Source organism: Sporosarcina sp. P18a (genome assembly GCF_002743135.1).
In the GTDB taxonomy this organism is placed as follows: Bacteria; Bacillota; Bacilli; order Bacillales_A; family Planococcaceae; genus Sporosarcina.
Genome location: NZ_PDYQ01000005.1, coordinates 29332 through 52175, shown reverse-complemented (window position 1 = coordinate 52175; position 22844 = coordinate 29332). Strand labels below are relative to the sequence as shown.

The window sequence follows — 22844 nt, the reverse complement described above, 5'->3', positions numbered from 1 at the left end:
ACCATAGAAATATTCTATAGTAGAAAGGGAGAAATGTGGATATGAAGAAATTTTTATTCGGTCTATTCGCAGCAGTACTAGTGCTTGCATTGGCAGCTTGCGGATCGAAAGACGAAGGTAACAAAGATAATGCAGCACCAGATGTAGATGAAGCAGGGAAAGGCGAGAAAACGTCTTTGGTAGTCGGTGCATCTAACACACCACACGCAATAATTTTGGAAGAAGCTAAGCCGTTATTAGCTGAAAAAGGCTATGATTTAACAATTGAGACTTACACAGATTATGTACTGCCAAACAAAGATTTGGACGAAGGTACACTAGATGCGAACTATTTCCAACACATCCCTTATCTTGAGAGCCAAATTGCCGATTTCGGTTATGACTTCGTCAATGCAGGCGCTATTCACATCGAGCCGATCGGTGTATATTCTAAGAAATATAAGTCGTTGGAAGAACTTCCCGACGGAGCGACGATCTTAATCAGTAACTCCGTTGCGGATCACGGTCGAGTACTTTCTATGCTTGAAGAAAAAGGATTGATCAAGCTAGCGGATGACGTGGAAAAAGTAAAAGCTGAAGTAGGCGATATCGTAGAAAATCCAAAGAACTTGGAGTTTGATGCGAACTACGAAGCAGCGTTAATGCCTCAGTTGTATAATAACGATGAAGGCGACGCATTATTAATCAACTCCAACTTCGCTATCGATGCGGGGTTGAATCCAATGGAAGATGCGATCGCATTGGAAGACAAAGAGTCTCCATATGTTAACGTAATTGCTGTGAAGAGCGGCAACGAAGACAGCGATGCTATCAAAGCATTGGTAGAAGTATTGACTTCAGAGCAAATTCAAGATTTCATTTTGAATGAGTGGTCTGGATCAGTTGTTCCTGTAAAATAATACAATGAACGCCGGTAGCTATCGCAGCTGCCGGCTTTTTTAATTGTATGCTTGGTGGGTGTGTTGGAGTGGTGGTTGCATGTTGGCGGAGACTCGCTCAATGTGCTTTCGTGTTCACACAATCCACCCTATCCAATTTCCAAACAACACCACCAAATCCACTTCCTAACAACCCACAAGAAAAACATCACATAAATCTAAATAAAATCTTCTTTATTCAATCGACTTGTGATAAAGTTGATTTTGTTTGAGTAATACATATGTGTATTTGAGGAGGACGTATTGTGAAGTTTAAATTAGGGCTCATTTGGCGAATTCTCATCGCCATTGGGCTGGCGATCGGACTGGGTTTAGTATTGCCGTTGATCCATGAAGGATTTGCGCATTGGTTCGTTCGTTTAGCAGCTACTTTTAATATGTTATTCGGTGGATTCTTGAACTTTATCGTTCCGCTGATTATCATTGCGTTTATCGCACCAAGTATTGCAAAACTTGGCGCAGGTTCCGGAAAATTACTTGGCATGTCTGCTGCATTTGCGTATGGATCTACGGTTATTGCGGGATTGCTTGCGTATGTTGTAGCAATAAATATTTTGCCGAACTTTATTCAGCCGGCGACGAAGACGGACGTTGCAGAAGGCGCACGTGAAGCGGGAGTAGCGTTCTTCGAAATGGAAATGGATCCGGTGATGGGGATCATGACTGCTTTGCTATTGGCATTCGTGCTTGGCATTGGAATGGCGGCGATTAAAGGGAAGACGATGATGTCGTTCTTCGATGAGTTTAATTTAATTATCGATAAAGTCATATCTGTCGTCATCATTCCATTATTACCTTTCCATATTTTCGGGATTTTCCTGAATATGACGTATACAGGTGAAGTGGCAAATGTACTTTCAGTCTTTGTATTTGTTTTCATCATGATTATTATTCTTCATTTGACCATGCTGACATTCCAGTACACAGTGGCGGGTACGTTGAACAAACGGAATCCGTTCGTGTTAATGAAAACGATGCTGCCAGCGTATTTGACAGCGATCGGAACGCAGTCATCTGCTGCAACGATTCCGGTTACGCTGCGTCAGGCAAAAAAGACGGGTGCTTCGGAGCGTGTAACGGACTTCGCGGTTCCATTATTCGCAACTATCCACTTGTCAGGTAGTACGATTACGATTGTTTCATGTTCGATTGGTGTTATGCTGATGAACGGTTTTGATGTAAGTTTTGGTTCGTATTTACAATTTATCTTTATGTTAGGTGTTACGATGATCGCCGCTCCTGGTGTACCGGGTGGCGCAGTTGTCGCGGCAACTGGACTTCTAACGACTATGCTTGGATTCAGTGATGGCATGGTAGCGTTGATGATTGCACTCTATTTAGCGCAAGATAGTTTCGGAACAGCAACGAACGTTACAGGTGACGGCGCGCTTGCGATGATCGTCGACCGTTTCACTAAAAAAGTATAGAGTAGTAGAAAAGTCGGTTACTTGACCGGCTTTTTTTCTTTCTAATTCTTATGTACTAAGAACTGGTTGATTCTCATTCACTAGTTGTCAAATGAAAAATACATATCGTGAAAAATATAGCCATCCGCGTAGTTGTAATGAAATTAGCCAATATGTGTAATGTTTCTTAAAGATTTGCAACCCAATCGAATATGGGTTAAGATTAGAATGATACTAAATAGAGAATGGATCATAACCATTCAACGCGATCATACTGGAGGTATTGGAATGGCAATTTTGGAAATTAAAGATCTTCATGTCCGAATTGAGGACAAAGAAATCTTAAAAGGTGTTACCTTAACAATAAATACAAATGAGATCCATGCAATCATGGGTCCAAATGGTACGGGGAAATCCACGCTTGCATCAGCAATCATGGGTCACCCGAAATATGAAGTTACTTCCGGATCCATTATGCTCGATGGTGAAGACGTATTAGCAATGGAAGTAGATGAGCGTGCGAGAGCCGGTCTATTCCTAGCTATGCAATATCCAAGTGAAATCACTGGCGTAACGAATGCAGATTTCCTCCGTTCTGGAGTGAACGCACGTCGTGAAGAAGGCGATGAGATTTCTTTGATGAAATTTATTCGTGAAATGGATAGCAAGATGGAAGTTCTTGAAATGCAAGAAGATATGGCCACTCGTTATTTGAATGAAGGTTTCTCAGGTGGAGAGAAAAAGCGTAATGAAATTCTCCAACTTATGATGTTGAAGCCAAAGTTCGCAGTACTTGACGAGATTGACTCAGGTCTGGATATCGACGCATTGAAAATTGTTTCTAACGGTATCAACCAAATGCGCGGCGAAGGTTTCGGTTGCTTAATTATTACTCACTACCAACGTTTGTTGGATTACATCGAGCCAGATAAAGTGCATATCATCATGCAAGGTAAAATCGTTAAAACGGGTGGTTCAGAACTAGCCAAGAAACTTGAAGTTGAAGGATACGACTGGATCAAAGAAGAACTAGGTATCGAAGACGAAACTGTTGGACAAGAAGCATAAGAAAGGGGACGACTCAAAATGACGGTTGAAACAACATTGGCATTGACCGAACAAGACGTCCGCTCTTATTCCGCAAAAGTGGAGGAAGCTGCTTGGATGGCAGATTTTCGTTCGAACGCTCTAGCGAAAGCTGAAGTGCTCGAAATGCCAAAACCAGATAAAACTAAAATTACCAATTGGAATTTCACGGAATTCCCTTCACATACAGTTGAGAGCTCGATCTTCGCAGGGTTGGAAGAATTACCGACTGAAGCGAAAGCATTGATCGATGACGAACAACAACAAAATATTTACGTGCAACACAATAACACACCTGCATATCTTTCACTGTCTGAAGATTTGAAATCACAAGGCGTTATTATGACGGATATCTTTACGGCTTCACGCGAATACAGTGAGTTGTTACAGAAATACTTGATGACTGACGGTGTCAAAGTGGATGAGCATAAGTTAACGGCTCTTCACGCGGCATTGATCAACGGTGGAGTATTTGTCTACGTACCTAAAAACGTAGTAATCGAAGATCCACTACAAGTACTCTTCATTCACGATAATGAAGAAGCCTCACTGTTCAACCACGTAGTCATCGTTGCAGAAGAAAACAGTCAAGTAACCTATGTAGAAAGCTATCTTTCTACTATGGAGCATGCGGCAACACAAGCGAACATTGTAGCGGAAGTATTTGCTATGGCCAATGCGAAAATTGTCTACGGATCAGTCGACGTATTAGCGGAAGGTATGACAACGTATGTCAACCGTCGCGGTGTTACTGGACCACGCGCACGCATTGAGTGGGCGCTTGGATTAATGAACGACGGCAATACGATTTCTGAAAACATCACGCATTTAGTCGGTGACGGCTCATCTAGTGATATGAAATCCGTTGTAGTTGGACGCGGTAGCCAGAAACAAAACTTCACATCTGAAATCGTACACTGGGGACTTGATACAGACGCATTCATCTTGAAGCACGGTGTAATGAAAGAAAACTCATCCGCTATCTTTAACGGTATCGGACGTATCGCGAAAGGCGCAACTCGCTCGAACGCGGTGCAAGAGTCCCGTATTCTGATGTTAGGTGAAAGAGGACGTGGAGACGCGAACCCGATTTTGCTTATCGATGAAAATGATGTAACAGCAGGTCACGCCGCTTCAGTAGGACGCGTGGACCCACTGCAAATGTTCTATCTAATGAGCCGTGGTATTACACAAGAAGATGCAGAACGCCTCATCATTCATGGTTTCTTAGCTCCAGTTGTTAGCAAATTGCCGATCGCAGGAGTTAGAAAACAATTAACGGAGGTTATTGAAAGGAAAGTGCGCTAATGCTCAGCAAAGACATCCGCAATCATTTCCCTATATTAGACCAAGAAGTCAATGGACATCCACTTGTCTACTTGGATAGCGCAGCGACTTCACAAAAGCCTGTGAAAGTAATTGAGGCACTGGATCGCTATTATCGCTTCGATAACTCCAATGTTCACCGTGGAGTGCATACACTTGGAAATCGTGCGACAGATGGTTATGAAGGCGCTCGTGAGAAAGTCCGTAAATTCATTAATGCTAAATCCACGCAAGAAGTCATCTTCATGCGCGGTACAACAACAGCGATTAACACAGTTGCGCAAAGCTATGGCCGTACCAATGTCTCGGAAGGTGACGAAATCGTCATTACACATATGGAGCACCACTCCAATATCATTCCGTGGCAGCAGCTCGCCAAAGAAACTGGTGCAGTGTTAAAATATATTGATTTAGAAGAAGACGGTACGTTATCACTTGATAAAGTACGGGAAACCATTACAGATAAAACGAAAATTGTTTCCATCATGTATGTTTCCAACGTTCTCGGCACGATGAATCCGATTGAAGAAATCACGAAAATTGCCCATCAACACGGTGCGGTGATGTGTGTGGACGCTGCGCAAGCGGCTCCACATTTAAAAATAGATGTACAGAATCTAGATTGCGACTTCCTTGCATTTTCCGGACACAAAATGTGTGGACCTACCGGTATCGGTGTCCTCTACGGTAAAAAGGATTTACTCAATAATATGGAACCCATCGAATTCGGCGGCGAGATGATTGATTTTGTCGGACTATACGAATCTACGTGGAAAGAATTACCTTGGAAATTTGAAGGTGGTACGCCTATTATTGCAGGAGCTATTGGACTCGGTGCAGCCATCGACTTCTTGGAAGAAATCGGTTTGGACGCTATCGAACAGCATGAACACGAACTAGCTGGTTATGCTATGGATAAAATGTCTGAAATCGACGGCTTGACCATTTATGGACCAAGAGATCCCGATCAGCGTGCAGGATTGGTCACATTCAATTTGGATGATGTCCATCCTCATGATGTCGCAACTGTACTCGATATGAATGGTATTGCTGTTCGTGCAGGTCATCACTGTGCACAACCATTGATGAAATGGTTGGATGTTTCTTCAACAGCGCGTGCCAGCTTCTATCTTTACAACACCACTGATGACGTAGATCGCCTCGTGGAAGGACTTCGCACAACAAAGGAGTATTTTAACGATGTCTACTAATAAACTAGATCAACTTTATCGATCTGTAATCATGGAGCATTATAAACACCCGAAAAACAAAGGCGTTCTAGAGAACGGTAATGTCACAATTGACATGAATAATCCGACTTGTGGTGACGTTATCCGTTTAACAATGAATGTGGAAGACGACATCGTCAAAGACGTCAAGTTTGAAGGGGAAGGATGTTCCATTTCGATGGCATCCGCATCTATGATGACACAGATGATCAAAGGTAAAACGACTGAAGAAGCAGTTAAGTTAGCACATACTTTTTCAGATATGATGTTAGGCAAAGAGTTGGACGAGTCGATTGATCTTGACGACCTAGAAGCATTATCGGGTGTCGCGCAGTTCCCTGCCCGCATTAAATGTGCAACATTGAGCTGGAAGGCGATGGAAGAGGGAGTCTCTGGCGAGTCGCAATGACCTTGGCCATAGTACGAGCAATTATGGAACGGAGGAATAATAATGGCAAAACAAATGCCGGAAATCGGCGATTACAAATACGGTTTCCATGACAAAGACGTTTCTGTGTTCCGTTCAGAGCGTGGATTGACACGTGAGATAGTGGAAGAAATTTCTGCAATGAAAGAAGAACCACAGTGGATGTTGGATTACCGTTTGAAATCTCTTGAGATTTTTTACAATAAGCCAATGCCACAATGGGGCGGAGACTTGAATTCATTGAAGTTTGATGAAATCACGTACTACGTAAAACCATCTGAAGGTGCAGAAACTTCTTGGGATGAAGTACCTGATGAAATCAAGCGTACGTTTGATAAACTAGGTATTCCGGAAGCAGAACAAAAATACTTAGCAGGTGTCTCTGCACAGTATGAATCTGAAGTTGTTTACCACAATATGAAAGAAGAACTAACAGATCTAGGAATTGTCTTTAAAGATACGGATTCTGCACTTCGTGAAAACGAAGAGTTGTTCAAACAATATTGGGGTACAGTGATTCCGAACTCAGACAATAAATTCTCAGCGTTAAACTCTGCTGTATGGTCTGGTGGATCATTTATCTATGTACCACCAGGCGTGAAAGTAGAAACACCGCTACAAGCTTATTTCCGTATTAACTCGGAAAACATGGGGCAGTTCGAGCGTACGATGATCATCGTAGACGAAGGCGCAAGCGTTCACTACGTAGAAGGTTGTACAGCACCTGTTTATACAACAAACTCACTACACAGTGCGGTTGTTGAAATCATCATCAAAAAAGATGCATATTGCCGTTACACAACGATCCAAAACTGGGCGAACAACGTCTACAACTTGGTAACGAAGCGTGCAGTATGTGAAGAGAATGCGACAATGGAATGGATTGATGGCAACATTGGTTCTAAATTGACGATGAAATACCCTGCAGTCATCCTAAAAGGTGAAGGCTCACGCGGTTTGACACTATCTATCGCATTGGCAGGTAAAGGACAGCACCAGGATGCCGGCGCGAAAATGATGCACTTGGCACCTAACACGTCTTCTACTATTGTTTCAAAATCTATCTCTCAACACGGCGGAAAAGTAACGTATCGCGGAGTTGTCCACTTCGGACGCAATGCGGACGGAGCTCGTGCCAACATTGAGTGTGATACGTTGATCATGGATAAACTATCTACTTCAGATACGATTCCATACAATGAAATCTTGAATAACAATATTTCATTGGAACACGAAGCAAAAGTTTCAAAAGTTTCCGAAGAGCAGCTCTTCTATTTGATGAGCCGCGGTATTCCTGAATTGGAAGCAACAGAAATGATCGTTATGGGCTTTATCGAGCCATTCACAAAAGAACTACCGATGGAATATGCGGTAGAGATGAACCGTTTGATCAAGTTCGAGATGGAAGGTAGTATTGGGTAAGCGTTGAAATATCAGCGTTTATGCGATATTCCTAACAGTTGAATAAAGCAACGTGCCGATTTCATGCCGATTCAATTCGGATGGTCGGCACGTTTTGTTTATTTAGCGAACCTTTTTCTCCACAACCGCAATCGTGCATCTCGAAACACTTATTAATTTACCTATCTCATCCGTGATTTGGATATCCCAGACCATTGATGTGCGCCCTTTATGGAATGGAACGGCAGTAGCAGTGACCACACCATCTTTTTTACCCCGTATATGATTCGCATTGATTTCTAGTCCTACTGGATAATGCGTCTCGGGATTTAGGTTTAAAGCGGCTGCAATGCTAGCCGCAGTTTCAGCGAGTGCTACTGAAGCGCCTCCATGTAACAAGCCCATAGGCTGAACAGTTTTCGGTCCAACCGGCATTTCACAGACGACTTTGTCAGGGTCAAGTTGTGTAAAGGTAATTCCTAAAGCACCTATTAATGTCTGTTCCAAATCAATACTATCCAATAAATTAAGTTCTTTCATCCTCTTCTTTACCTCCATTTCACTGATATACTTCTACTACATGTATATACATGTAATAGAAGCATACTACTAAGTGTAGCGGGAAATCCAGCTTTAAAATTTATCCCGGTACATGTACAATAGAATGAATTGTCGAAGCGGCTAAAACAGTACGATCATCATTTTAAGGGAAGAGTGGACATCATGAGAAAAAAATTGGATCAAGAGCAAGCAAATTATATTATTGACGTGTGTGCCAGTGCGAATCTCCGTACGGTATCCGGATCACTTACACAACTGTACAATCATCTCTTGAAACCTACTGGATTAAAAATCACCCAATATTATATGCTCGGCAATATTTATACATCGCCGGATATTTCGATTAGTAAATTAGGTGAGATGATGTTGCTCGATCAAACGACCGTTACGCGTAACTTGAACATTCTAAACGATGCCGGATATGTACAGATCAAGAGAGCGAAACAGGACTCGCGAACCAAAGTGGTCACGATCACAGAATTAGGGTACGACAAATTAAATGAGGCTACACCGATTTGGACACAAGTACAGGAACAAATTGAAGGATCTATTAGCAAAGCAGAATACATGGACTTACTGAAGAAGTTGAAGGCATTACAGAAAGTGATTGATGAATTCAAAAGTTAAGTAACATAAAAATGAATCTCCATTCATAAATTGATTGACAACTCGAAAAAATCCAGTAAAATACATGTATATACATGTATCGAAAATGTAAAGTTTTTGAAACGTCTTAGTGTATGTTCGTTACAGGAATACATTTATACGTTTTGAAAGCGCTTACGATAAAAGGAGAGTGTTCTAATGAGTTTAGTAGAATGGAAAAAGAGTATGAGTCTTCCAGTGATCGCAGCCCCGATGTTCATTATTAGTAATCCTAAGACTGTGATTGAGCAATGCAAAGCAGGAGTAATCGGTTCTATGCCTTCTCTAAATGCAAGGCCCGTTGCACAATTCGAAGAGTGGTTGATCGAGATTACAGAAGAATTAGCCGACTATAATGCGAAAAATCCCAATAAACCAGCCGCGCCATTTGCGATCAACCAAATCGTCCACCGATCCAATGAAAGATTGCAAGAAGATATGGAGCTGTGTGTAAAGTATAAAGTTCCGATCATTATTACATCGCTAGGCGCCAGAGAAGATGTCTATGAGGCTGCACACAGTTACGGCGGAATTGTATTGCATGATGTGATCAATAATACGTTCGCGAAGAAAGCAATTGAAAAAGGTGCAGATGGTTTAATTGCGGTGGCTGCAGGAGCGGGAGGGCACGCAGGTCCGAAAAGCCCGTTCGCACTCATTCAAGAAATTCGGGAATGGTTTGATGGACCACTGGCACTTGGTGGATCTATCGCAACCGGCAGAAGCGTATTGGCAGCCGAAGCCATGGGGGCCGACTTTGCCTATATCGGATCGCCATTCATCGCTACTGAAGAAGCGAGAGCCATTGAAGAGTATAAACAAGCCATCATAGACGCCACTTCGGATGATATTGTATACAGTAATTACTTCACAGGAGTACACGGGAATTATTTAGCTACGTCCATCAGAGCTTCGGGTTTAGATCCTGATAACTTACCGGAAAGTGATCCAAGTAAAATGAATTTCGGTGGTGATGCAGGTCAAAAAGCTTGGAAAGATATTTGGGGCTGTGGTCAAGGAATTGGCATCATCGATAAAGTTCAACCTACGAAAGAGTACGTCGCACAATTAGCACAGCAGTACCAAGAGGCAAAGGATAAGTTGGTAGGAGATAAAGTGAACACGGCGAGCACATAATAAAGAAAAGAATCATGATAAAAACAAGTATGTCCATCCAGACACGCTTGTTTTTTATTTGCCTGCTTAGTGTTTGTGAGTGGAGTTTGTTTCAATACGGTTAATTTTTAAATCATTCATTGCGGTCTTTTGATAGGTGAATTCTACATCTGTTTGGAGTTGTTCGAGTAAGGAGAGGGTTTTAGATTGTATTTCAGTTAAAGAAACATAGTTGATGTAAATTGTATCCTGTTTAGTTTCAATAGAAGACAACCGTTTATTTGTCAATTGCTGTTCTTTTTCACTTCTGACATGTCTGTATTTAGAACTTCGACATGTAATTTTAGTGCACTAACGTCTGACTTAAGTGTACTAACGTCTGATTTAAGTGTACTAACATCTGACTTAATCCCAGAGATGTCAGTTTTAATGCCTTTCATTTCACTTAAAATTTGTTGTAAAAGTACGTCGCTCATGTTCATCCATCCTTTCTTATTCATTTGGTTACCTCTATATACTAGCATGCTTTGCACTAAAGAAAAATCCCATCATATATACGAATCAATAGATTGATTACATACCTAATGGGGTATACAATGGATGTACATACAAATGAAAAGGAGTTTTTTACATGTCTGAAAAAGCGACCGTATATGTATCATCTACTTGTCCTTATTGTACGATGATGACGAATTATCTGGATGAAATCCATGTGCCTTATGAGACAATCAATGTCTCTACAAATCCTGCAGAAGGAGAGCGTCTGGTGGAACTAACCGGACAGATGGGCGTTCCACAAACACAGTTGAATGGAAAATGGATTATCGGCTTTGATCCAGCAAGTATTCACGCTGCACTAGACGCATGAATAAATATAAACGTTTTTTGTTCAATCGAAACTGCACAATCCAATCGGCCGAAGAAATGGAAAAGAACGTATTCCCGCGCTTTTGTATTGGCCATATAGCATTTGCGGTGATGGGAGTCATTCTCGTCATCATCGAATGGACTCACTAATAGGAGGCATTAATTATGGAATGGATTATCATAGCACTCCTCGTCGGCTTCGTAGTTTGGCGTATGAAGCCTGCAAAAGGTGTGCGTTCAATCTCGACTGCACAATTAAAAGATAGAGTGAACGATCAAAATGTCCAATGTATCGATGTGCGGACACCAGCTGAATATTCAGGACGCCATATAAAGAAATTTAAAAATATTCCTTTGAATTTGCTTTCAAAACAGATGGGAACATTGAAGAAAGATCAAGAAGTCATCGTCATCTGTCAAAGCGGCATGCGTAGTGTCAATGCAGCAAGCCAACTGAAAAAAGCGGGATTCGTGAATGTAACGAATGTACGCGGGGGAATGAGCGCGTGGCAAGATTAATTATTAAAGAAGTGTCTCGGAGATCCTATCTCGGGACGCTTTTTTGCGTGAAAATAAAATCGGTTGACTAGGCGAATTATAGAAAATCATACTACCAAATCAGGAAGTATGATTTTTCCGAAAATACATGAGATATGATACACTAAGCTAAAGATCATAAGAGGAGGGCTTTCCATGATACATGTTGGTCTGACAGGGTGGGGAGACCATCCAAGTCTATACAATGAGAATACAGTCGCGAATAAAAAACTACTAGATTATAGTAAACACTTTCCAATCGTTGAGCTGGATTCGACGTTTTATGCTATACAATCGAAAAAAGTTATGGATAAATGGACAGAGGAAACGCCCGCTAATTTTCAATTTGTCGTGAAGGCGTATCAGGGTATTACAGGTCATCAGCGTGGAAAGTTACCATATGAATCTGAAGAGGAGATGTTCTCGCTGTTTAAGCTGTCCCTGACGTCATTTGTTGAAGCGGGGAAGCTTGCGATGGTACTGGTACAGTTTCCACCTTGGTTCGATTGTAAGAAGGAAAATGTGGATCGCATTCGCTATGTGCATGAACAATTACAGCCGTTGCCAATCGCTGTAGAGTTTCGCAATCAAACGTGGTATTCTCCAGCTTATCGAGAGAAAACACTCGACTTTCTGAACGACTTGAACATCATCCATGTCGTTTGTGATGAGCCGCAAGTAGGGGACGGAAGTGTGCCGCTAGTCCCAGTTGCAACGGATCCGAAAGTTTTGTTACGTCTTCACGGTCGCAATGATAAAGGGTGGGTAAATACTACGGGAGATAGTAAAGCATGGCGTAAAGTCCGCTATCTTTATGATTATAATGAAAAAGAGTTAGAGAGTATGCGTGATATCGTGAAACATCTTCAGAAGCAGACTGAAGACGTATTTGTCATCTTTAATAATAACTCCGGCCAGCATGCAGCGAAGAACGCCAAACAATTTGCACGATTACTTAACATAGAATACGGTCAGCCTCTCACCAAGCAACTGGATTTATTTGAGGGGGATCACTGATGGAATTTGTAGTACTCGCCTTAATAGGTTTAGCATCCGGTATTATCGGTTCGATTGCGGGCCTCGGTGGAGGAACCATCTTGGTTCCTGTCACATTGTTTGTCGGATTAAATTTAGGAATGATTCCTGATATTACACCGCAAAGTGTAGTGGGCTTATCGGTCATCATGATGATTGCGAATGGACTTGGATCGACACTGTCTTATATGAAAGTAAAGACGATTGATTATCGCAGTGCATGGTTATTTTTCGCCGCGAGTATACCGGGTATCATTCTCGGAGCGCTAGTCAATAAAAGCGTAAGTTTGTCCTCATTTAATTTATATTTTGGCATATTGCTCATCATTTTATCTACACTGTTATTAACGAGAAAATATTTGAAACCGATTAGATGGTTTGTAGATAATGGAAAAAAGATTAAGTTTACTGATCCTCAAGGTAAAACACATATCTATGGCTACCCAATTTGGTTTGCCATCTTATTGGCATTGTTCATTGGATTTACGTCGGGCTTATTCGGAATAGGTGGCGGTACGATGATTGTGCCGGCAATGATTTTACTATTCTTGTTCCCGCCACACGTCGCTGTTGCGACATCTATGCTTATGGTGTTTTTATCAGCAATCGTTAACTCGGTATCTCATATTTCACTCGGTCATGTGCCATGGCTGTATACGATACCTGTCGTGCCGGGCGCCTATTTTGGTGGCATGCTCGGCGCCTATTTAAACAGCAAAATGAAATCAGATACATTGGTTTTAGTCATACGCATCATTTTACTCGTCTTTGGACTTCGTTCCATCTATGAGGGGATTTGGGGTTGACACATATGAAGGAGACGGTAGCAACGATCCATATTTACCACACAAATGACGTCCATAGTCATTTCGAGAATTGGCCGCAAATTCATCACTTTCTTACTAAGCGGAAGCAACAGGCTGAAGAGAATGGGGAGCATTGTTTTCTATTTGATATTGGAGACCATATTGATCGGTCTCATCCGTTTACCGAAGGAACAGAAGGGAAAGGAAATATTGAATTATTAAACAAAGCAGGATACGACGCAGTAACGATTGGCAATAATGAAGGAATCACCATGTCAAAGGAAGCGTTAAATAGATTATATGAAGACGCGCACTTTGATGTAGTGCTCTGCAACTTGACTGAACAGGGTGGTAAGCTACCATACTGGGCGAAGACGTCCACAATATTGGAGACCACGGAAGGTGTGCGCGTCGGTGTCATCGGTGCCACAGCGCCATACTATGATTTTTATGAACAACTCGGCTGGTGCGTAAGCGAACCGCACGCGGCGTTGCGGGAAATGGCCCGCAACTTGCGTCCTCAATGCGATGTCATCGTGTGTCTCTCACATTTAGGAATCAATGAAGATCGTATTTTAGCTGCGCAATCCCCGGAGATCGATGTGATTTTAGGAGCACACACGCATCATTTATTACAAAATGGTGAATGGCTTGACGACACGCTACTTGCGGCTGCGGAAAAATTCGGTCAGTATGTCGGTCACGTCCAGATCGATATAGACCGTATGACAGGTCAAGTCGTTCATATGAAAGCAGAGGTTTTTCCAACACAGATGATGGAAATGTCAGAAGAGGATATGGAACAGGTGAATAGCTTATTTGCTAAAGGGGAAGAGACACTAGAAGTGCCCGTGTTTTATAATCCATCTCCATTATCACAGCGTCTTACAGGAGACAGTCCATTATCCTCGCTGTTTGGTCGCGCGTTACTTACGTATCTTGATGCCGACTGTGCGCTTTTCAACGCGGGTATTTTCCTTGGTAGTTTAGATAAAGGCTGGGTGACAAAAGGGGATTTGCACTCTTTATTGCCACACCCTATCAATCCTTGCCTCATTCATTTAGATGGCATGGATTTGCTGACAGTCTATGAGCAATCACTTGATCCGAAGTGGACGGAACTTCCGATAAAAGGTTTAGGATTTCGTGGGACGCTGATGGGTAGTATGATACATGAACACTTATACCGTAACACGGACGGACAATTATTTGCAGGCAACCGTTTGGTAGAACCCGGTAAAATGTACACGTTAGCAACACTTGATATGTTCACGTTTGGCTTTTTCTATCCGATATTAAAAGAAGCGAAGAAAGAATATATCATGCCGGAAATGCTTCGCGATATCCTCGGTTGGTATGGAAGGAAATATTTCAATGAGCGTTAGTTATGTCCGCCTCCTATTTCGCATAATGTGAAGTAGGAGGCGTTTTCATGCGGTTTTATACGAATCAAAAACGACCAAAGAAGTTTAACTATGGAAAAACTATTCTGCGCTTTGTCATCCCAACCATCATGGTGGGAGTGGCGATATTTTTCTATACGGTCAATAAACAGCTAACGCCAATCTATACACAATATGCCGAAGTGCAAACGCAGAAAATAGCCAGTTACGTGATCAGTCAAGCGATAAACAATCGATCCACCAGTGTTTATGATGTCAATGAAATTATAGAAAATGTTCCCGATGATACAACAGATACGGTGACAACGAAGTTTAACGCTGAAATTATCAGCCAGGTCATGTCAGAAATTCATCAGCTTGTTGAAAATCATCTGGAGCGTGCAGAAGGCGGAGATCTCGATATGCTACCGCCACTCGGAGATCTCGAGTACAATCCTGATCGTATGGAAAAAGAACAAGGTATTGTATTTTTCGTTCCGATTGGGCAAGCAGCGAATATCCCGTTGCTCGGTAACTTGGGGCCGAAAATCCCAATCCGCTTCCACGTCATTGGAGATGTACATGCAACAGTAGAAACCGATATTCGTGAATTTGGTATTAATAATGCCTATGTGGAAGTGTATCTGATGTTGCAAGTCAATGTGCAGATTATCGTTCCGCTAGCAACTAGCAGAAGTGTAGTGGAGCAGAAAATACCGATTGCAATTGGCTTGATCAGAGGAAAGGTACCACAAATTTATTCAAAAGGAGAGCAAACGCCCGCACAAATCGAAGTTCCGCTAGAGAAGACGGAGTAAAAGGCTATTGTGAACAAAGTCGATTATTGCTACACTAAGAACAGAAGAATATCGAGACTTACGTAGAGGCTGCATTGTCTATAAGTACCTGGCGAGAGAGTGACATCTATGACCGCGAGCGAAAGGAGACAATGCCGAAGTTTGAGAAGGGTCAACTTCTCAAGTTGGGGTCATTTCAAAGAGGAATGACACTGTCATACAGCGATAAATGTATGGAGAGCTACAGTTGCCAATTGTACTGCGATTTATGAATGTATTGCTTGATCAATTGACTGGCCGACTCCTACACGTATGCTATTGCCTGTGGGGTTGGCTTTTTTTATCGGTAAATTAAGGAATTACAGGATCGTATCTGCTATCCACTCTTCGAAAGATCTTCTGCATTTCGATATTATCTAGCAACTAGAAAGAGGAGGAATTACAATGATCGGAACATGGGTCTCTATTTTGCCTCCTATTATCGCCATCGTTATGGTGTTAGTGACAAGGAGAGTATTATTATCACTAGGTGCGGGAATTGTTACAGCAGCTTTACTATTAGCGAACTTCGCACCGTTTGAGACATTAAAAGGTGTATGGAGGGCTATGACAGTTTCATTTTGGGATGGCGGGCTCAATACATACAATATTTTTATTATGTTATTTCTATTATTACTAGGTATCGTTACGGCATTCGTCAGTTTATCCGGAGGGAGCGCCGCATTTGCACGCTGGGCAGTCAAACGCATCCGTACAAAACGTGGCGCGAAGCTGTTGACGATGGGGCTAGGGATTGCAATTTTTGTAGACGACTACTTCAATGCCTTGGCAGTTGGACAGATTGCAAGACCCATTACAGATCAGCACAAAATCTCTCGTGCAAAATTGGCATACTTCATTGACTCAACGTCAGCACCTATTTGTGTCGTGTCACCCATCTCGAGTTGGGGCGCATTCTTGATTGGACAACTTGCACTTATTTTAGGTACGACTGCAGCGGTGAGCTATTCACCATTAACGGCATTTATTTTGATGGCGCCAATGAATTTCTATGTCATTGCGACATTGTCCATGGTCTTCTTCTTCGCTTGGACGAATAATGACTTCTTTGAAATGAAGAAGCATGAAGACCGTGCAATGAATGAAGGTGAACTTTATGACCAAGGTAAAGAAATTCCAGGTCAGCTAAAGGAAGAATTCCCTGAGCATACACACGGCAAAGTTCGCGATTTGGTAGCGCCGATTGTGACGTTGATTGTGGTAACGCTCGGCATGATGATTGTTACTGGCTATAAAGAAGCGGGCGTTTTCGATATTTGGGCAATATTTGAAAATACTGATGTACCTTTCTCTTTGGTAATTGGTGGTGTTACGGCTACTTTGCTAGCTATGTTGTTATATATTCTGCAAATGAAAAAGAACGAAACAGCAAGTATATCATGGATGTGGCGTGCATTGATTAGCGGAGTGAAAGCGATGATGCCTGCCATTCTCATCTTAATTTTCGCTTGGGGATTGACTGAGCTAATCGCTTCCTTAGATACAGGTCTTTTCCTTTCTACCATGGTAGAGCAATTGAATATTCCTGTCACGTTCCTTCCAGTATTGATCTTCATATTAGCGGGATTAATGGCATTCTCAACAGGTACCTCATGGGGTTCTTTCGGTATCTTAATGCCGATTGCGGGTACTATTATGGTCAATGCAGCACCCGAATTATTATTACCGGCATTGGCGGCAGTACTTGCAGGCGCAGTATTTGGAGATCACTGTTCACCGATTTCTGACACGACTATTCTTTCATCTACTGGAGCAGGTTGTAACCATATGGATCACGTGTCCACACAGTTACCTTACGCGCTTGTCGCGGCTGCTGTAGCAGCAATAGGGTATGTTGTGCTCGGGCTGACGGGTTCTGTGTGGATCGGTTTAGCAGCTGTTATTATTACTCTAATAGTTTTATTCGCGTATTTGAGCGCCAAAGGTAAGAAACACCCAGAACAAATAGCATAATTTACCGTTTAGACTAAGAGTGATAATTACTTCATTCTTAGTCTAAATTTGTTTTGACATCTCTAATTAGGCTGTTTATACTAAATATACAGAACTAGAGTTGTCAGAATAAATCGAATGGTAAAAGTTTTGTAAAATAACAAAAAAGAGGTGAAGTTGTATGGAAAATCGTTCACAGTGGGGAACGAGAGCCGGCTTTATACTGGCTGCAGTGGGTTCGGCTGTAGGACTCGGAAACATTTGGCGCTTTCCTTATGTTGCCTATGAAAATGGCGGCGGCGCATTTTTTATCCCGTACTTATTTGCACTATTAACAGCAGGTATTCCGATCCTGATCATGGAATTCACGATTGGCCATAAATATCGTGGATCAGCTCCCCTTTCATTCTTCCGTCTGAATGGAAAAAAAGCCGAGTTTCTAGGCTGGTGGGGGATCTTTGTATCTTTCGTTATTTCTACCTATTATGCCGTAATCATTGCATGGGCTATGAAATATACCGTCTACTCATTTAGTTTATCGTGGGGGAAAGATCCAGAGGCATTCTTCTTCGGAGATGTTCTGAGCTTAGCGGATAAACCTGGGGAAGTCGGAGGACTCGTTGGAGGCGTAGTATTACCCTTACTACTTGTCTGGGTGATTTGTTACATCATCCTAATTGGTGGTGTCAAGAAAGGGATTGAATTGGCGAATAGGATATTTATTCCTGTTCTTTTCTTACTCTTCTTATTTGTCGTCATCCGCGCCATCACACTTGACGGGGCTATGGTTGGGCTGGATGCGTTCTTTAAACCAGATGTCGATAAGTTACTGAACCCCCGTGTATGGGTTGCAGCGTACGGACATATCTTCTTCAGTTTATCGATCGCTTTTGCAATTATGATCACGTATTCTAGTTATTTACCGAAGAAATCGGATATTACAAATAACGCCTTTATTACAGGTTTTGCAAACTCTTCTGTCGAGTTACTGGCAGGTATCGGAGTATTCGCGGTGCTAGGATTCATGGCAACGAATCAAGGAGTAGACGTAGCAGACGTAGCCACGGCAGGTGTAGGGCTAGCGTTCGTCGTATTCCCTGAAATTATTAATCAAATGCCAGGGTTAAATGGCCTCTTCGGTGCATTCTTCTTCCTGTCACTGACACTTGCTGGTATCACCTCACTCATCTCGATTTGTGAAACGTACATTGCAGGTATGTCAGATAAATTCAATATTTCAAGAAGTCGTTCGGTTACGATTGGTGTCGGATTATCAGCAGTCATCTCCCTGCTGTATGCAACGAACGGTGGTTTATACTTCCTAGACGTGGCAGATTACTTTATCAACCAATTTGGTATCGCGGTCATCGGCCTAATCGAAGTAATTTTATTGGCTTGGGTGTTCAGAAAGCTTGGATTGTTCGAACAACATGCTAACGCAGTATCAGATATTCGTCTTGGTTGGTGGTGGAAAGTATCATTAACATTCATCACACCATTAGTATTAGGAACTATGTTATTCTTCCTCATCAAAGATAACATCGCAGAAAACTATGAAGGATATCCCACATCGTTCTTATGGACGATTGGTTGGCCGGTAGCAATTGGCGCGTTTGTTCTGTCGATCGTTTTCACATCATTAAAATGGAAAGACAACACACGAATTACAACAGATTATGAAGAAGAAAAAGGGGGGCTATAAATGGATACAGGAATGAGCGGCTCCGCAATTCTCATGATGCTACTCGGTGTAACAATCATCTGGGGCGGTCTATTTATTAGCATCTTTTACGCTACGATCCTCAGTAAGTTTCGAAAGAAATTCAAAATCGAATAGTAAACGATGGACACCTGTAACCGGAAATTTGGTTGCAGGTGTTTTTTTGTAAGTTGGTGAGTGCACCATTGATCGACGCTGCAGGAGGATGCTTAAGCAATGGAAGGGGTCAAAGCCACGTGTATAAGAAATCATCCACCACAACAGCGGAAATCCAAAATCAGTCATCCTATTTCAAATTTCTACTCGCGTACCTTATTGCTTGCAATGTGTGTCATCTATAATTGAAGGTTATCTGAATTTATGTTACATTGACATGAGAAGAATCTATCAACAGAATGGAGTCGGTAGCGTTGTCATGCAAACCTGAAACAGGAAGAAAATCTGAGCATGTTAGAAAGCCGGATTGGCTGAAAATTAAGCTGAACACCAATGAGAACTATACAGGTTTAAAGAAATTAATGCGCGAAAAAAACTTGAATACCGTATGTGAAGAAGCGCGTTGTCCGAACATTCATGAGTGTTGGGGAGAGCGACGTACAGCTACCTTTATGATTTTAGGGGCTGTGTGTACACGGGCATGTCGTTTCTGTGCAGTTAAAACAGGTTTACCTAATGAACTTGACACCGCTGAACCGGAACGCGTAGCGGAATCAGTTGAATTGATGAATTTGAAACATGCCGTTGTCACTGCCGTAGCACGCGATGATTTAAAAGATGGAGGCTCTGCGATTTTCGCGGAAACCATTCGTGCGATACGCAGGAAGAATCCATTTACGTCTATTGAAGTATTGCCATCGGATATGGGTGGAGACATAGAGAACTTGCAACGTTTGATGGATGCAAAACCAGATATCCTCAATCATAATATTGAAACAGTACGTCGTTTAACACCGAGAATTCGTGCGCGTGCAACATATGATCGTTCACTTGAATTACTTCAACGTGCCAAAAACATGTATCCCGAGATCCCGACAAAGTCTTCACTAATGGTAGGACTCGGAGAAACAATGGAAGAAATTATTGAGACAATGGATGATCTGCGTGCACACAACGTAGATATCATGACAATTGGTCAATACTTGCAACCAACAAAAAAACACGCTAAAGTCGTAAAATACTATTCGCCTGACGAGTTTGGTGAGTTGCGGAAAATCGCAATGACTAAAGGATTCTCTCATTGTGAGGCGGGGCCGCTTGTGCGTTCAAGTTACCACGCAGACGAGCAAGTTAATGCTTCGGCCAGAGAAAAACAGCGCCAAGGTGACGAACTGCTGAAACTTGAAGGACAAGCGAGCAGTTAAATGGAAGTGAAGCAGAGAATGGTTATTGTAGAGAATATGCAATATGAAATTGCAGAAGAGTTTCGCGATGGGTTCGATGAAGAAGCCTTGAACGAACGCTTTAGCGAAGTACTGTTAAAGTATGACTTTATCTTGGGTGACTGGGGATATGGTCAATTACGATTAAAAGGCTTTTTTGATGACCGTAATTCCAAATCCACATATGAAACGAAAATTAGTACTGTCCAAGATTATATTTATGAATACTGTAATTTCGGTTGTGCTTATTTTATCTTGAAAAAGATTGGAAAAGTAAAAGCGGAACTAACGGAAGTGGAAGCGGTGGACGAAGTACATTCTGAAACGCCATCTACTTCAAAAATAGACTAATAAAAATGAAAGCTTCGGGCAAATTAGCTCGGAGCCTTCATTCGTTTCGCAATAAATATGGTAAGATAGAAGTATGAGGTATATGAGGAGGAAGAACAGTATGTATTTTGTAGATCAAAACCAAATCAATAAAACATTAGTGTATATGGAGCAGTTGATCGATATTTTCAAAAAGGAAACGAACTGGCTACAAAGCGATGTAAATAAGCTGGCTTTAGAGCGAATTGCACACGGTTTGATTGAAGGAATCATTGACGTAGGTAATTCTATGATCGACGGATTCATCATGCGTGACCCTGGAAGTTACGACGATATAATCGATATTCTTGAAGATGAAAAAGTGATCCTATCCGAGCAAGCCACTCCATTAAAGGCATTCATTTCATTACGCCCAATGATTGTCCGCCAATTCGTGGAAGTCGATGCGGATAAAGTAGTACAATCCATTCGCGAGACGCTTAACGAACTACAACAATTCCCAGGACAAGTTCGAGACTACTTAACGAATGAATTAGGTCCAGTCTCGGCGTTTCTTCCGACAGAATGATGAGACAATATAAAGCGTATTGTTTCGATTTGGATGGCACGATGTATCGTGGTAGTGAACCTATCCAAGAAGCGGTAGATTTCGTTGCGGCGTGCCAAGCTGAGGGTAGGGGAACGTATTTCATTACGAATAACGCTGCCTTGACACGTACTGCGCAACAGAAGAAACTAGCAAGTTTTGGTGTGAGTACAGAAACTGATTTCATCATGAATTCAGCCACCACACTGGCTCGTTATTGCAAACAGCATTATGACGGTGCAAACGTCATGATGATTGGTGAAGAAGGATTGCGTGAGGCATTGGAACTCGAAAATATTACGATCACCACAACGAATCCAGATGTGGTGGTAATGGGACTCGATCGTCAGGTTACATACGACAAACTCGCGAATGCTTGTCTGGCGATACGTAACGGTGCTCATTTCTTAGGCACCAATCAAGATATTAAATTCCCGACTGAAAAAGGACTAGTACCAGCTAACGGTTCTTTCCTTAAGTTGATGGAGGCGGCGACTGATACAAAGCCACTCATTGTTGGAAAACCAGAGCCGCATATGCTGGAGTTCATCCGGCAGCAAGGAATGTACGAGAAGGAAGACATGATCCTGATCGGCGATAATTACGATACGGATATCATGGCGGGTATTCGCTATGGTATAGATACAGCGTATGTCGCGACAGGAGTCACGCGTAGAGAAGATGTGCTAAAGAAAGCGCAACAACCTACTTATATGCTGAATTCGCTTGCGGAATGGCTGAAGTAATAAGAAGCTATCGAAGAAGTCGTTACACACCGGCTTCTTGCGATAGCTTTTTGTTTAACAGGGTAGCTATTAGGGAATAGTGGGCAATGATAGTGGATTATAGCAAAAAAAGGATGTCTCTAGAAGCGTAATCGCTAGAAGACATCCTGTTGACGGTATTTTATTAAAAAAGTGGATTTTCTTCAATGAACTGATAAATTTGCTTCGTCAATTCATCCGCTGTATCCGCTTCGACAAGTTCACCATTAACAATCGCGTACAATGTGTCGCTACATTTCGTACAATAGCTCAAACAGCCGTATTCGAGTACGTCAATGTTTGGGTCCCGTTCCAACGTTTCGAATACAGGGTAGGCACCGTTAGCCAAATTACTCATACAAAACTCCACGATGGGATTCATCTTTCTCACCTCGCCTACTAGAAATGGTACTCTTTTTTTACAAAAGCGTCAATGAACATGACATATTGTGAAAGTTGTCACATACTGTTATACTAGCAAATGAGATGCACGAGAAAATGGACATAGAAGGAG

25 protein-coding genes and 1 riboswitch are annotated in these 22844 nt (G+C 42.1%); of the genes, 22 read left to right on the top strand and 3 right to left on the bottom strand.

Annotated features, from left to right (window positions below):
• Positions 1–41 precede the first annotated feature (41 nt).
• The 7 genes from CSV75_RS12980 (at position 42) to sufB (ending at position 7834) form a co-directional block, all read left to right on the top strand.
• On the top strand, positions 42–899 hold the full coding sequence (locus tag CSV75_RS12980) for a MetQ/NlpA family ABC transporter substrate-binding protein (protein WP_099637035.1): 858 nt from the start codon (positions 42–44) through the stop codon (positions 897–899).
• Positions 900–1183: 284 nt separating this feature from the next.
• Positions 1184–2365 (top strand): dicarboxylate/amino acid:cation symporter, encoded by a 1182-nt coding sequence (locus tag CSV75_RS12975; RefSeq protein ID WP_099676164.1) that lies wholly within the window; start codon positions 1184–1186, stop codon positions 2363–2365.
• Positions 2366–2632: 267 nt separating this feature from the next.
• On the top strand, positions 2633–3412 hold the full coding sequence (sufC, locus tag CSV75_RS12970) for a Fe-S cluster assembly ATPase SufC (protein ID WP_099676163.1): 780 nt from the start codon (positions 2633–2635) through the stop codon (positions 3410–3412).
• An 18-nt stretch (positions 3413–3430) separates the two neighbouring features.
• The gene (gene sufD, locus CSV75_RS12965; protein WP_099676162.1) at positions 3431–4738 is read left to right on the top strand and encodes a Fe-S cluster assembly protein SufD; all 1308 of its coding nucleotides are present in this window, start codon (positions 3431–3433) and stop codon (positions 4736–4738) included.
• Complete coding sequence (locus CSV75_RS12960) at positions 4738–5967, top strand: cysteine desulfurase (RefSeq protein WP_099676161.1); 1230 nt, start codon at positions 4738–4740, stop codon at positions 5965–5967. Before sufD ends, CSV75_RS12960 begins: the two co-directional genes overlap by 1 nt.
• Entirely contained in the window at positions 5957–6394 is a 438-nt protein-coding gene (gene sufU, locus CSV75_RS12955; protein ID WP_099630789.1) for a Fe-S cluster assembly sulfur transfer protein SufU, read from the top strand. The genes CSV75_RS12960 and sufU overlap by 11 nt, the downstream gene beginning before the upstream one ends.
• A 42-nt stretch (positions 6395–6436) precedes the next feature.
• Complete coding sequence (gene sufB, locus CSV75_RS12950) at positions 6437–7834, top strand: Fe-S cluster assembly protein SufB (RefSeq protein ID WP_099676160.1); 1398 nt, start codon at positions 6437–6439, stop codon at positions 7832–7834.
• A gap of 102 nt (positions 7835–7936) precedes the next feature.
• On the opposite strand, the gene CSV75_RS12945 is transcribed toward sufB, so the two are convergent.
• Entirely contained in the window at positions 7937–8353 is a 417-nt protein-coding gene (locus CSV75_RS12945; protein WP_199171363.1) for a PaaI family thioesterase, read from the bottom strand.
• A 183-nt stretch (positions 8354–8536) separates the two neighbouring features.
• Here CSV75_RS12945 and CSV75_RS12940 point away from each other — a divergent pair, with 183 nt between their 5' ends.
• Positions 8537–9001 carry a MarR family winged helix-turn-helix transcriptional regulator gene (locus tag CSV75_RS12940; RefSeq protein ID WP_099676159.1) on the top strand — a complete coding sequence of 155 codons (465 nt, stop codon included), beginning with the start codon at positions 8537–8539 and terminating at the stop codon, positions 8999–9001.
• 177 nt (positions 9002–9178) lie between these two features.
• Positions 9179–10156, top strand: a complete 978-nt coding sequence (locus CSV75_RS12935; protein ID WP_099676158.1) for an NAD(P)H-dependent flavin oxidoreductase — start codon at positions 9179–9181, stop codon at positions 10154–10156.
• Positions 10157–10419: 263 nt separating this feature from the next.
• Here the strand turns inward: CSV75_RS12935 and CSV75_RS12930 are convergent, their stop codons facing one another.
• Positions 10420–10635 carry a hypothetical protein gene (locus CSV75_RS12930; protein WP_099676157.1) on the bottom strand — a complete coding sequence of 72 codons (216 nt, stop codon included), beginning with the start codon at positions 10633–10635 and terminating at the stop codon, positions 10420–10422.
• Between the two features lie 131 nt (positions 10636–10766).
• On the opposite strand from CSV75_RS12930, the gene CSV75_RS12925 reads away from it, so the two are divergent.
• From CSV75_RS12925 to CSV75_RS12870, 13 genes are all read left to right on the top strand, one after another.
• Positions 10767–11003 (top strand): glutaredoxin family protein, encoded by a 237-nt coding sequence (locus CSV75_RS12925; RefSeq protein WP_099637043.1) that lies wholly within the window; start codon positions 10767–10769, stop codon positions 11001–11003.
• A 164-nt stretch (positions 11004–11167) separates the two neighbouring features.
• Complete coding sequence (locus tag CSV75_RS12920; protein WP_099676156.1) at positions 11168–11521, top strand: rhodanese-like domain-containing protein; 354 nt, start codon at positions 11168–11170, stop codon at positions 11519–11521.
• Between the two features lie 174 nt (positions 11522–11695).
• Positions 11696–12556: a DUF72 domain-containing protein gene (locus CSV75_RS12915; RefSeq protein WP_099676155.1), complete on the top strand. Its 861-nt coding sequence runs from the start codon at positions 11696–11698 to the stop codon at positions 12554–12556.
• Positions 12556–13380 (top strand): sulfite exporter TauE/SafE family protein, encoded by an 825-nt coding sequence (locus CSV75_RS12910; RefSeq protein WP_099637046.1) that lies wholly within the window; start codon positions 12556–12558, stop codon positions 13378–13380. The genes CSV75_RS12915 and CSV75_RS12910 overlap by 1 nt, the downstream gene beginning before the upstream one ends.
• Positions 13381–13385: 5 nt before the next feature.
• Positions 13386–14765 carry a bifunctional metallophosphatase/5'-nucleotidase gene (locus CSV75_RS12905; protein ID WP_233191673.1) on the top strand — a complete coding sequence of 460 codons (1380 nt, stop codon included), beginning with the start codon at positions 13386–13388 and terminating at the stop codon, positions 14763–14765.
• A 47-nt stretch (positions 14766–14812) separates the two neighbouring features.
• Entirely contained in the window at positions 14813–15580 is a 768-nt protein-coding gene (gene yunB, locus CSV75_RS12900) for a sporulation protein YunB (protein WP_099637048.1), read from the top strand.
• Between the two features lie 55 nt (positions 15581–15635).
• Positions 15636–15811, top strand: a riboswitch (Lysine riboswitch).
• Positions 15812–16003: 192 nt separating this feature from the next.
• Entirely contained in the window at positions 16004–17572 is a 1569-nt protein-coding gene (locus CSV75_RS12895; protein WP_099676153.1) for a Na+/H+ antiporter NhaC family protein, read from the top strand.
• Positions 17573–17732: 160 nt separating this feature from the next.
• The gene (locus CSV75_RS12890; protein WP_099676152.1) at positions 17733–19253 is read left to right on the top strand and encodes a sodium-dependent transporter; all 1521 of its coding nucleotides are present in this window, start codon (positions 17733–17735) and stop codon (positions 19251–19253) included.
• Entirely contained in the window at positions 19254–19388 is a 135-nt protein-coding gene (locus CSV75_RS16130) for a methionine/alanine import family NSS transporter small subunit (RefSeq protein WP_232319208.1), read from the top strand.
• A gap of 278 nt (positions 19389–19666) precedes the next feature.
• Complete coding sequence (gene lipA / locus CSV75_RS12885; RefSeq protein WP_099637051.1) at positions 19667–20632, top strand: lipoyl synthase; 966 nt, start codon at positions 19667–19669, stop codon at positions 20630–20632.
• 18 nt (positions 20633–20650) lie between these two features.
• The gene (locus CSV75_RS12880; protein WP_233191672.1) at positions 20651–21001 is read left to right on the top strand and encodes a YutD family protein; all 351 of its coding nucleotides are present in this window, start codon (positions 20651–20653) and stop codon (positions 20999–21001) included.
• Positions 21002–21101: 100 nt separating this feature from the next.
• Complete coding sequence (locus CSV75_RS12875; RefSeq protein WP_099673685.1) at positions 21102–21548, top strand: DUF86 domain-containing protein; 447 nt, start codon at positions 21102–21104, stop codon at positions 21546–21548.
• Entirely contained in the window at positions 21545–22312 is a 768-nt protein-coding gene (locus tag CSV75_RS12870; protein ID WP_233189605.1) for a TIGR01457 family HAD-type hydrolase, read from the top strand. Before CSV75_RS12875 ends, CSV75_RS12870 begins: the two co-directional genes overlap by 4 nt.
• A gap of 163 nt (positions 22313–22475) precedes the next feature.
• Here CSV75_RS12870 and CSV75_RS12865 read toward each other — a convergent pair whose 3' ends face one another.
• Complete coding sequence (locus tag CSV75_RS12865; RefSeq protein WP_085131442.1) at positions 22476–22712, bottom strand: YuzB family protein; 237 nt, start codon at positions 22710–22712, stop codon at positions 22476–22478.
• Positions 22713–22844: the final 132 nt, after the last annotated feature.